This is a genomic window from Sphingomonas sp. 37zxx (assembly GCF_000786205.1).
Classification (GTDB): domain Bacteria; phylum Pseudomonadota; class Alphaproteobacteria; order Sphingomonadales; family Sphingomonadaceae; genus Sphingomonas.
Genome location: NZ_JROH01000069.1, coordinates 1 through 11,765, shown reverse-complemented (window position 1 = coordinate 11,765; position 11,765 = coordinate 1). Strand labels below are relative to the sequence as shown.

At 67.3% G+C, this 11,765-nt stretch carries 7 protein-coding genes and 3 pseudogenes; 8 read left to right on the top strand and 2 right to left on the bottom strand.

The window, feature by feature from the left end; all coding sequences use genetic code 11:
- Positions 1-140: 140 nt before the first annotated feature.
- A complete protein-coding gene (locus QU44_RS16035) occupies positions 141-452 on the bottom strand; it encodes a transposase (protein WP_269429180.1) in 312 nt (103 codons plus the stop codon).
- A 103-nt stretch (positions 453-555) separates the two neighbouring features.
- On the opposite strand from QU44_RS16035, the gene QU44_RS16030 reads away from it, so the two are divergent.
- From QU44_RS16030 to QU44_RS15995, 8 genes and pseudogenes are all read left to right on the top strand, one after another.
- Positions 556-1,134, top strand: coding sequence for an ANTAR domain-containing response regulator (locus QU44_RS16030; RefSeq protein WP_033923418.1), 579 nt, complete (start codon positions 556-558; stop codon positions 1,132-1,134).
- Positions 1,134-2,348 (top strand): CmpA/NrtA family ABC transporter substrate-binding protein, encoded by a 1,215-nt coding sequence (locus tag QU44_RS16025; RefSeq protein WP_033923417.1) that lies wholly within the window; start codon positions 1,134-1,136, stop codon positions 2,346-2,348. The genes QU44_RS16030 and QU44_RS16025 overlap by 1 nt, the downstream gene beginning before the upstream one ends.
- Positions 2,349-2,578: 230 nt before the next feature.
- Entirely contained in the window at positions 2,579-3,817 is a 1,239-nt protein-coding gene (locus QU44_RS16020; RefSeq protein ID WP_033923416.1) for a nitrate/nitrite transporter, read from the top strand.
- Between the two features lie 35 nt (positions 3,818-3,852).
- Positions 3,853-6,339 carry a nitrite reductase large subunit NirB gene (gene nirB / locus QU44_RS16015; RefSeq protein WP_033923415.1) on the top strand — a complete coding sequence of 829 codons (2,487 nt, stop codon included), beginning with the start codon at positions 3,853-3,855 and terminating at the stop codon, positions 6,337-6,339.
- Positions 6,336-6,674 (top strand): nitrite reductase small subunit NirD, encoded by a 339-nt coding sequence (gene nirD, locus QU44_RS16010; protein WP_033923414.1) that lies wholly within the window; start codon positions 6,336-6,338, stop codon positions 6,672-6,674. Before nirB ends, nirD begins: the two co-directional genes overlap by 4 nt.
- Positions 6,675-6,789: 115 nt before the next feature.
- Positions 6,790-9,381, top strand: a complete 2,592-nt coding sequence (locus tag QU44_RS16005) for a nitrate reductase (RefSeq protein ID WP_033923413.1) — start codon at positions 6,790-6,792, stop codon at positions 9,379-9,381.
- Positions 9,371-10,123: pseudogene (cobA, locus tag QU44_RS16000) on the top strand (uroporphyrinogen-III C-methyltransferase); the annotation flags it as partial. The gene QU44_RS16005 and the pseudogene cobA, both read left to right, overlap by 11 nt.
- A gap of 780 nt (positions 10,124-10,903) precedes the next feature.
- A pseudogene (locus QU44_RS15995) lies at positions 10,904-11,584 on the top strand (IS5 family transposase); the annotation flags it as partial.
- On the opposite strand, the pseudogene QU44_RS17970 reads toward QU44_RS15995, so the two are convergent.
- Positions 11,575-11,765 (bottom strand): annotated as a pseudogene (locus QU44_RS17970) (IS21 family transposase); the annotation flags it as partial. The pseudogenes QU44_RS15995 and QU44_RS17970 sit on opposite strands and share 10 nt — an antisense overlap.

Here is an 11,765-nt window from a genome sequence, read left to right as displayed (position 1 = left end):
AGCCAAGCCCTTTTTCAGCAGCCTGTTAGGGCCGCTCTGGCAAAGCGATCAGCGTGTCATAGGCCTTGCAATCGGCCGCTTCGCCAACCGTCAGGCGGAAGGCGAGCGGTCGCCCTCGGGCATCGGCCAGACAGTGAAGTTTACTGGTGAACCCGCCCCGCGAGCGGCCAAGCGAGCGTCGATGAGCCCCCCTTTTCGGCCAGCGTGACCGATACGGCCTCCCACACCCCGGCCTCGCACCAGCGCCGAAACCGCCGGTAAATCGTGTTCCAGTTGCCATATTTGGGCAGCACATCGCGCCAAGGCGTGCCGCAGCGCAGCCGCCACAGGATGCCGTTAATGATCGAACGGTTCTCCTCGGGCGGTGGCCCAGGCCCCCGGTTTGCCGCATCAATCGGCAGCAAACCCTTCAAAACACGCCCCTCAGCTTCGCTCAGATCGCCCCGGCCCAAGCCCGCCTCCAAAAGGAAGCCTTGAATCAACCACCGGGTCTCGCGTCAAACAATCTGCCCACGAAGCCGTTGGCATCCCCGCCCAACCCGGCCTAATGGACCGATGCGGATCGCGATCATCGACACCAGCACCACGCGTGCCGCGATCATTTCGGATGGGCTGCGCGAGGCAGGGCTCGACGATCTGGTGATCATCGACAGCGGCGGGCGGCTGGTGGCGCAGCTTGAGGCGGCGGCGCCCGAAGTGGTGCTGATCAACCTCGAAAACCCCAGCCGCGACGTGCTCGAGGAGTTTTTCGCGGTGTCGCGCGCGCTCGACCGGCCGATCGCGATGTTCGTCGATCAGAGCGATGCCGAATCGACCGCGGCCGCGGTCGATGCCGGGGTGTCGGCCTATATCGTCGATGGGCTGGCCAAGCAGCGGATCAAGCCGGTGCTCGACCTGGCGATCCGCCGCTTCCAGGCCTTTGCGCGGCTGCAGGCCGAATTGCACGAAGCCAGAAGCGCGCTCGCCGACCGCACCACCATCGATCGCGCCAAGGCGATCCTGATGAAACGGCGCGGCATCGACGAGCCCGCAGCCTATGGCCTGCTGCGTGCGCAGGCGATGCGGTCGAACCGCCGGATCGCCGAGATCGCCGACGCGATCATCACCAGCGACGCGTTGATGGGAGACATGTGATGGCGCTCGACCGGGTTCGAATCGGCTTCCTGCCGCTGGTCGATGCCGCGCTGCCGATCCTGGCGCGCGAACAGGGGTTCGCGCGGGCCGAGGGGATCGAGATCGAGCTGGTGCGGGATATGAGCTGGGCGACGGTGCGTGACCGGGTGCTGTACGGGCATACCGATGCCGCGCACATGGTCGCGCCGCTTGCGCTGGCGACCGCGCTGGGGCGGGGGCGACCGGCGGTGGCGATGGCGGTTCCGTTCGTGCTGGGGCTGAACGGCAATGCGATCACGCTGGCGCTGCCGCTGGCCGACCGGCTGCTCGACGACGAGTCGCTTGGCGATCCGGTGGTGCTGGGAGCGCGGCTCAAGACACTGGCGCTGGCGCGTGCCGCTGCGGGCGTGCGGCTGCGCTTCGGCGTGGTGCATCGCTATTCGAGCCATAATTACATGCTGCGCTATTGGCTCGCTGCGGCCGGCATCCGCCCCGATGTCGACATCGAGATCGTGACGATCAGCCCCAGCTTCGCCGCCGATGCGCTGGCGGCGGGCGAGATCGACGGCATCTGCGTCGGCGAACCGTGGAACAGCGTTGCGGTCGACCGCGGAGTCGGGCGGATCGCGCTGGTCACCGCGCAAATCTGGCGGCGCGGGGTGGAGAAGGTGCTGGCGATGACCGCCGACACGCTGGCGCAGCGCGGCGACACCGTCGCGCGGCTGATACGCGCACTGCACGCCGCCGCCGCGCATTTCGTCGATGCCGACAGCCAGGCCGAAAGCGCCGCGATCCTCGCGCGTCCCGAATATCTCGCCGCGCCGGTCGACCCGATCGCGCGCGCGATCGGCGATCGGGTTCGACTGGTGCAGGGGGCCGAGCCGGTCCACGTCCCCGATTTCATGTTCCAATATCGTGAGGCGGCGAACTTCCCGTGGCGCAGCCAGGCGGCGTGGCTCTATTCGCAAATGACCCGATGGGACGGCACGCCGTTTTCGGCGGCGGAGGCGGAGACTGCGCAAGGCGTGTTCCGGCCCGATGTCTATCGCGCCGCGCTCGCCGGATCGGGCGCGCCGCTGCCGGGGGCCAGCTCCAAGATCGAAGGCGCGATCGGCGGCACCGGAGTCGCGGCTGGGTCGACGCAGGGGCGGCTGATCCTGGGGCGCGACCCGTTCTTCGATCACCGCGCGTTCGATCCCGACGATATTCCGGGCTATCTGAAGGCATTGCCCTGATCATGCTGCGATTGCGAAACGGCGCTTGCGTCGCGCCTGCGAATCGGTCATCTTCACGTCGTCGGGCAAGGAAGCCCGGCACGAGATAACCGCGCAAGGTTCCAACGAAGGGACCGAACCGCGTCGGACGACCGAATAGTCGTCCACAGGCAACGAAGCCGCTCCGACGCGCCCGCAAGGTCGCCGTCGGGGCGGCTTTTTCTTTGTCCATCGCAGATGGGGGCACGACCATGGCAACGACCTTCTGGCATGACGAACCGAACGAACCGACCCGCAGCTTTTGGGACAGCGGCCACAAGCCGACGCTGATCGCGGCGTTCCTGTATTTCGATTTCGCGTTCATGGTGTGGGTGCTGCTCGGCCCGCTCGCCCCCGACATCGCCCTGGCGCTGGCGCTGACGCCCGCGCAAAAGGGGCTGATGGTCGCGGTGCCGACGCTCGCCGGCGCCGCGCTCCGCGTCGTCAACGGGCTGCTGGTCGACCGGATCGGGCCGAAGCGGTCGGGAGCGATCGGCCAGATCATCGTCATCGGCGGGTTATTCAGCGCCTGGGCACTGGGGGTGAACAGCTTTGCCGGCACACTGGCGCTCGGGGTGATCCTGGGCTTTGCCGGGGCGAGCTTCGCGATCGCGCTGCCGCTCGCCAGCCGCTGGTACCCGCCCGAACATCAGGGCAAAGCGATGGGGCTTGCCGGGATGGGCAATTCGGGCACGGTGCTCGCCGCCCTCTTCGCGCCGACGCTGGCCAAGATGTTCGGCTGGAACGCGGTGCTGGGGCTCGCGTGCATCCCGCTGACGCTGGTGCTGATCGTCTATCTAGCGCTCGCCAAGGATGCGCCGGGCGCTCCTGCCCCCAAGCGCCTGTCCGAATATCTCGAACCGCTCAAGCAAGCCGATGCCTGGTCGCTGATGGGGTTCTACGCGGTCACCTTCGGCGGGTTCGTCGGGCTGGCGGCGTCGCTGCCGATCTATTTCACCGACCGGTTCGGGCTCGATACCGTGCTGGCGGGCTATTGCACCGCGGGCTGCGTGTTCGCCGGATCGATGGTGCGGCCGATGGGCGGCGCGCTCGCCGACCGGATCGGCGGGGTCAAGACGCTGTCGGTGGTGTTCGCGGTCGCCGCGGTAGCGCTGGCGGGAGTCGGCGCGGCCAGCCGAGTCGATGCCGCGCTCGCATTGTTCGTGCTGGCGATGCTCGCACTGGGCGCAGGCAACGGCGCGGTGTTCCAACTGGTGCCGCAGCGTTTCGCCGCCGAGATCGGGGTGATGACCGGGCTGGTCGGCATGGCGGGCGGGGTCGGCGGCTTCTACCTCGCCTCGTCGCTGGGCCTTGCCAAGCAATGGACCGGCAGCTTCCAGCCGGGCTTCCTGATCTTCGCCGCGCTGTCGCTGATCGCGCTTGCCGGACTGACCCTGGTCAAGCCGCGTTGGCGTGCGCGCTGGACCACCGTTGCCGGGGTGCGGATCTGATGCGCCCACCCCTGCCCCTCCCGCTGGACGACCCAATGGGCCATCAACCACATCCCGCCGCCGCGTCCGAACGCGAACATCTGGTCGTGATCGGCAACGGCATGGCGGGCTGCCGCGCGATCGAAGAGCTGATCGCGCGCGATCCCAGCGGCTACCGCGTCACGATCTTCGGGGCCGAGCCGCATGTGAACTATAACCGGATCATGCTGTCGCCGGTGCTCGCGGGCGAAAAGAGCTTCGACGAAATCGTGATCAACGATCGCCAATGGTACGCCGCCAACGGGATCGAGCTGGTCACCAGCGATCCGGTGCTGGCGATCGATCGCACCGCGAGGACCGTGACTGCACGATCGGGGCGCACGGTCGGCTATGACCGGCTGCTGATCGCCACCGGATCGGACCCGTTCATCATTCCCGTCCCCGGCAAGGACCTGCCCGGGGTCATCACCTTTCGCGACATGGCCGATGTCGATCATATGCTGGCCGCCGCAGGCAAGGGCGGCGACGCGGTGGTGATCGGCGGCGGACTGCTTGGGCTGGAGGCGGCGCATGGGCTCACGCTGCGCGGCATGAAGGTGACGGTGATCCATCTGATGCCGACGCTGATGGAGCGCCAGCTCGACGAGGCGGCAGGCTGGCTGCTCAAATCGGCGCTCGAAGCGCGCGGCCAGACGATCCTCACCCAGGCCAACACCGCCGAGATCGTCGGCACCGACGCGGTCGAGGGGGTGCGGCTGAAGGACGGCACGCTGATCCCCGCCAGCCTGGTGGTGATGGCGGTCGGCATCCGCCCCTCGGTGGCACTCGCGCGCGACGCCGGGCTGGCGGTGGGGCGCGGCATCCAGGTCGACGATCATATGGTCACCAGCGACCCCGCGATCCTCGCGGTCGGCGAATGTGTCGAGCATGACGGCCAGGTCTATGGGCTGGTCGCGCCGCTGTGGGACATGTGCCGCGCGCTCGCCGACGGGCTGGTCGGCAGCCACAGTGGCTATCGCGGATCGGTGACCTCGACCAAGCTCAAGGTCGCCGGGCTCGACGTCTTCTCGGCGGGCGATTTCTCGGGCACCGACGGTGCCGAAGACATCGTGCTGCGCGACGCCTCACGCGGCATCTACAAGCGCGTGGTGGTGAAGGACGACCGCATCGTCGGCGCGGTGCTGTATGGCGACACCGGCGATGGCGGCTGGTATTTCGACCTGCTCAAGCGCGGCGAGAATATCGGCGCGATCCGCGACATGCTGATCTTTGGCCAAGCCTTCGCCTCGGGAGGGGGCGCGGCGGACCCTAAGGCCGCCGTTGCAGCGCTTTCCGATACCGCGGAGATTTGCGGCTGCAACGGCGTGACCAAGGGACAGGTCGTCGCCTGTATCAAAGCCGGCGGGCACAGCCTGGATGCGGTGCGCGCGGGGTGCAAGGCATCGGCATCGTGCGGATCGTGCACCGGCATCGTCGAGACGCTGCTGGCGATCACGCTGGGCGACGCGGTCGAAGCCGGTCCCAGAACGATGTGCAACTGCACCAGCTTCGGCCATGACGATGTCCGCCGCGAAATCGTGGCGCAGCAGATGCGCTCGATCCCCGAGGTCATGCAGAAGCTGCACTGGTCGACCCCCGATGGCTGTTCGTCGTGCCGCCCCGCGCTCAATTATTATCTGCTGTGCGCGCTGCCGGGCGAATATGTCGACGACCAGCAAAGCCGCTTCGTCAACGAACGGATGCATGCCAACATCCAGAAGGATGGCACTTATTCGGTGGTGCCGCGCATGTGGGGCGGGCTGACCACCCCGCGCGAACTGCGCGCGATCGCCGATGTCGTCGAGAAATATGACGCGCCGATGGTGAAGGTCACCGGCGGCCAGCGGCTCGATATATTCGGGATCAAGAAGGAGGATCTGCCCGCGGTCTGGGCCGACCTCAACGCCGCCGGAATGGTCAGTGGCCATGCCTATGGCAAGTCGCTGCGCACGGTGAAGACCTGTGTCGGCTCCGAATGGTGCCGCTTCGGCACGCAGGATTCGACCGGGCTTGGCGTCAAGATCGAGCGGATGACCTGGGGCTCGTGGATGCCGCACAAGTTCAAGATCGCGGTCAGCGGCTGCCCGCGCAATTGCGCCGAGGCGACGATCAAGGATTTCGGCGTGGTCTGCGTCGACAGCGGCTATGAGCTGTCGGTCGGCGGCAATGGCGGGATCAAGGTGCGCGCGACCGATTTCCTGTGCAAGGTCGCCACCGAGGCCGAGGCGATGCATTATTGCGCCGCCTTCATCCAATTATACCGCGAGGAAGCGCGCTATCTCGAGCGCACCGCGCCGTGGATCGAGCGCGTCGGCGTCGCGTATATCCGCGCGCGGATCGCCGACGACGCGGAGGGACGCGATGCGCTCGCCGAACGGTTCCTCTTCGCGCAGCAGTTTTTGCAGGACGACCCCTGGGCTGCGCGCGCGGCGGGGGCAGAGCGCGAACAGCATGCGCCGATGGCGCGCTTCACCCCGCATGATGCAACGAAGGAAATGGCGTGATCGGTGAATGGCTCGACATCGGCTGGGCCGATGAAATCCCGGTGCGCGGCAGCCGCACGGTGCAGGTCGAAGGCGGCGACGACATCGCGGTCTTTCGCACCGGCGACGGCCGCGTCTTCGCGCTCGCCGATCGCTGCCCGCACAAGGGCGGGCGGCTGAGCCAGGGCATCGTCCATGGCGGCGCGGTCGCCTGCCCGCTGCACAATTGGCGGATCGCGCTGGCGACGGGCGAAGCGCTGGGGGAGGACAAGGGGTGTACACCGGTGATCCCGGTGAAGCTGAGCGGCGGGCGGGTGCTGATCTGCCGGGCAAGCACGATGCAGGCGGCGGCGTGAGGGCGCGCTATTCTTCTCCCTCTCCCCTCCGGGGAGAGGGTCAGGGAGAGGGGCTGGAGCCGCGGCGCCTCCGCACTGCCCCTCTCCCAACCTTCTCCCCGGAGGGGAGAGGGCTTTGAGCATCCGCACCACCTGCGCCTATTGCGGGGTCGGCTGCGGCATCCTTGCCACCCCGACCGGCGAGCGCAGCGCGACAATCGCGGGCGATCCCGATCATCCCGCCAATGCCGGCAGACTGTGTTCAAAGGGTACGCATCTGGGCGAGACGATCGGGCTTGAAGGGCGGCTGCTCCACCCGATGATCGGCAAGCGCCGCGCGACCTGGGACAAGGCGCTCGACCTGGTCGCCAAACGCTTCCGCGACACGATCGCGCAGCACGGACCGGGCAGCGTGGCCTTCTACGTCTCGGGCCAGTTGCTGACCGAGGATTATTACGTCGCCAACAAACTGATGAAGGGCTTTATCGGCTCGGCCAATATCGACACCAATTCGCGGCTGTGCATGGCCAGCGCGGTCGCGGGCCATATGCGCGCGTTCGGCGAGGATGTCGTACCCGCAAGCTATGACGATCTCGACGCCGCCGACCTGATCGTGCTGGTCGGGTCGAACACCGCGTGGTGCCACCCGATCGTTTACCAGCGCATCCGCGCGCGCTGCGAGGCGGGGGCCAAGCTCGTGGTGATCGACCCGCGCCGCACCGAAACCGCGGGCGAAGCCGATCTGCATCTGGCGATCCGTCCGGGCACCGATGTAGCGCTGATGAACGGGCTGCTCGCCTGGTGCCGCGAGGCGGGCGTAGTCGACGACGCTTATCTGGCGGCGCATGTCGCGACGCCCGAGGATTTCTGGGACCGGGTTGGAGAGGGAAGCGACCTGTGGTCGGTGGCGCGCATCTGCGATGTGCCGCCGCAAGACCTCAGGCGCTTTTTCGAATTGTTTGCGGCGAACCCGCGCACCGTGACGATGTTCAGCCAGGGCGTGAACCAGTCGCTGTCGGGCACCGATCAGGTCAACGCGATCACCAACCTCCACCTCGCCACCGGTCGCATCGGCAAGCCCGGTGCCGCGCCTTTCTCGATCACCGGCCAGCCCAATGCGATGGGCGGGCGCGAGGTCGGCGGGCTGGCCTCGAGCCTCGCCGCGCATATGGACTTCGCACCTGAAAACGTCGCGCGGGTCGGGCGGTTCTGGGCCGCGCCCAATATGGCGACCAAGCCGGGGCTGAAGGCGGTCGATCTGTTCCGCGCAGTGGGCGAAGGGCGGATCAAGGCGCTGTGGGTGATGGCGACCAACCCCGCGGTGTCGATGCCCGATGCCGGCCGGGTGCGCGATGCGCTGGCGGCATGCCCGTTCGTCGTCGTTTCCGATGTGATCGCGCAGACCGATATCTCGCTCCACGCGCATGTCCGCCTGCCCGCCACCGCCTGGGGCGAGAAGGACGGCACCGTCACCAATTCGGATCGCACGATCAGCCGCCAGCGCGCCTTCCTGCCCGCGCCCGGCGACGCCAGGCCCGATTGGTGGATCGTCACCCAGGTCGCGCGGCGGATGGGGTGGCGCACCGCCTTCGCCTATGATCGCCCCGCAGACATCTGGCGCGAGCATTGCCGGCTGTCGACCTATGAAAATGACGGCGAGCGGCTGTTCACGCTGCCCGGCCGATCGGGCGGCGGCAATGCTGAATATGACGCGATGACGCCGTTTCGCTGGGGCGACACGCCCTTTGCCGATGGCTGCTTTTCGACCCCCGATCGCCGCGCGCGGCTGGTGCCGGTCGTGCAAAAGCCGATCGCCGCGCCGCTCGCCGATTGGCCGTTGACGCTCAACACCGGCCGCTACCGCGACCAATGGCATACGATGACTCGCACCGGGCTCAGCCCCAAGCTGGCGCGCCACCGCGAGCAGCCGATGGCCGAAATCCACCCCGACGATGCGCGCGGCGCTGGCATCGCCGATGGCGGCCTGGTCCGGGTTGCGACACCGCAAGGCGACAGCCTGTACCGCGCCAGCATCGTCGCCACCCAGCGCGAGGGCGAAGTCTTCGTGCCGATCCACTGGACCGATCAGCAGGCAAGCGGCGGGCGCACCGGGCTGCTGGCACGCGCGCTCGCCGATCCGTTTTCGGGCCAGCCGGGGTTCAAATCGACCCCGGCGCGGATCGAGGCGGTGGCCTGCGCCTGGCGCGGTTTCCTCATCGTCCGCGATGAACTCGAAGCGCGCCCCGACTGCCTATGGGCGACCCGGATCGCGGTCCCCTGCGGCACCGCCTGGGATCTGGCGGGCGATGGCGACACCGCCGCGCTCGACCGGCTGTTGCCGCATGGCCAGCGGATCGAAGCCGCCGACGCCGCCAAGGGATCGCGGCGCGTCGCGATTCTGATCGACGGTCGGCTTGCGGCGGCATTGTTCGTCACCCGCGACGGCACCCTGCCCCCGCGCGATTGGCTGGTCGATCAACTGCGCGAGGCGGTCGCCGCGCCGCACCTGCTCGCGGGCCGTGCACCGGGCGAGCAGGTCGATCGCGGCCCGATCGTCTGCGCCTGCTTCGATGTCGGGCTGCAAACGATCCTGCACGCGATCGCACAGGAGCGACTGGTCGATGTCGCCGCGATCGGCGCGGCTTTGGGCGCAGGGACCAATTGCGGGTCGTGCCGCCCGGCGCTCGCCCGCCTGCTCGCTTCGGAAGGATCACACCATGCCGCATGATTTCGCCCCCGGATCGGTCTGGCTGGTCGGTGCCGGCCCCGGCGACCCCGAACTGCTGACGCGCAAGGCCGAACGGCTGATCGCGGCGGCCGATATCGTCTTTTACGATGCGCTGGTCGGCCCCGGCGTGCTGGCGCTGATTCCGCCAGCGACCGCGCGCGTATATGTCGGCAAGCGATCGGGCCGTCATTCGAAGGACCAGCGATCGATCAACGACCTGCTCGCCGCCGCCGCGCTTGCGGACAAGCGCGTGGTGCGGCTGAAGGGCGGCGACCCGTCGATCTTCGGGCGTTCGACCGAGGAGATTCACCATCTCGCCGAACGCGGCATCACGGTGCGGATCTGCCCCGGCATCACCACCGCCAGCGCCGCCGCCGCATCGGCGGGCATATCGCTGACGCTGCGCGGGATGGCACGCAAGCTGACTTTCGTGACGGCACATGCCCGTGCAGACGAAGCGCTCGACCTCGACTGGAACGCACTCGCCGCCCCCGAATCGACGCTTGCGGTGTATATGGGCGCTGCCGCCGCCGGCGAAGTAGCGCGCCGGCTGATCGCGGCGGGGCGCACACCCGAAACCCCAGTGCTGGTCGCGGTCAACGTATCGCTGCCCGACGAACGCATCCTGCGCGGGCCGCTGTCGGCGCTGGCGTTTCTGGTCGAAACGATCAGCGGCGATGATCCGTCGCTGTTGTTGATCGGTGAAACCGTCGGCGCCTTTGCGATGGCATCGGCGGTTGCGGATACCCGCCAGACGTCCGTACCGAACATGATCGCGCGGGCCGATCCGCGCATGCCAGATATAGCCGGGTGGAAGGTAGCAGCGGGTTCATCGTGTCGGAACACCGACAACCCTTGCCAACCCCCGGCAATCGCGACCCGAGTCCATGGTGAGCTTCCCGATCGAAGGTAGACAGCCCACGCTCCGGGCAAGCGGGCAATGGTGCCGGCCCGGCACGGCCACAATCGCCTGTCCTCGTGACGCTGGCGTGGTTGTGCGATGCCAGCGAACGTATCGACGAGGGCGGCAACTGCACGGCCAGCTTTTCCCGAGCGACCACCCATCAGGCCGCCCAATCGGACACCGGCCGATTCCCCGGCCTGGCTTGCACCGGGAGCTGGGCAATCCGGTGCCGATGCTGTCGCTTCGCCTGCGGCGCGCTGGGCCGATGATGGTGCCGATACAGCAGTAGCCTTGATGAATTTCTTCTCGCCCGGAACGCACCAACCCGCGCTCCTGTAATAGCCATCGCCACATTCGCGGCCCCCGGGGTAATATGTCGGCTTTGCATTACGGCCAGGATAGCATGTGTCAGTCCGCGGCCCGCCGGGCTTTAGGACATCCGACCAGCGGGGCGCGCAATTGCCCCGCTTTGGCTGCGGCGACATTGACCCCTGGGCCTGGGCAGGTGCGCTTGAGAGCCTGATCCGAAGTTAAGTTGACTGGTATCAAAGGCTTAGCTTGACGCCTTCCCAAGTCGCTGATTCACGGGGTTTTGCAACAAACTTCCGGAGATCAACGATGTGGACTGACACCACTCGGGCTCAGTATGGCCGCGCGGGCCTGGCTTTGCCAAGCGATTTGACCGACACTGAATGGGCGATTTTGGCACCGTTCATACCACCACCATCGTTCGTGGGCCGTCCATGCAAATGGCCGATGCGGCGGATCGTCGAGGCGATCCTGTATCTGTTGCGCGGTGGCTTGCCATGGCGGATGCTGCCACCGGGCTTCCCGCCGGTCTCGACGGTGCGCCGTTGGTTCTACCTGTGGCGCGACACCGGACTGTGGCAATCAATCAACCATTGCCTGCTCATGGCATCACGCGAGGTGCATGGCCGCGAGGCTTCGCCCAGCGCGGGAGTAATCGACAGCCAGAGCGTAAAAACCACCGAAAGCGGCGGGCCACGGGGTTATGATGCGGGCAAGAAGATCAAGGGCCGCAAGCGTCACATCCTGACCGACACCGAAGGTAATCTGGTTCATGCCGTAATCCACACCGCCGACATCCAGGACCGCGACGGCGCGCCGCTGGTGCTGGAGCAGATCATCCATCGCTTCCCGTGGCTACGCCATGTGTTCGCCGATGGCGGCTATGCTGGTGACAAGCTGCGCGAAGCGTTGCGGCGGATCGGCAAATGGACCATCGAAATCGTCAAACGGTCCGACAAGGCCAAAGGCTTTGTCGTTCTGCCACCCAGGGCCCACAGCGCGTTCTGCAGCCCCTGGGCGAGCGCGACATAGCTCTCGCCGCCCAGGATCACATGGGCATGCTCGAACCCCGACCAGACGAGACGGAAGTGATAGAGCCGGTGATCGAGCGGAACCCCGGCGACCGTGACCGCAAGATCTGCCATGTCGGTGAAGTCCGACAGTCCCATCC

Excerpts from the sequence above, each read along its gene's own strand:
- QU44_RS16030 (WP_033923418.1), top strand. The coding sequence starts at position 556 with ATGCGGATCGCGATCATCGACACCAGCACCACGCGTGCCGCGATCATT.
- QU44_RS16025 (WP_033923417.1), top strand. The coding sequence starts at position 1,134 with ATGGCGCTCGACCGGGTTCGAATCGGCTTCCTGCCGCTGGTCGATGCC.
- QU44_RS16020 (WP_033923416.1), top strand. The coding sequence starts at position 2,579 with ATGGCAACGACCTTCTGGCATGACGAACCGAACGAACCGACCCGCAGC.
- nirB (WP_033923415.1), top strand. The coding sequence starts at position 3,853 with ATGGGCCATCAACCACATCCCGCCGCCGCGTCCGAACGCGAACATCTG.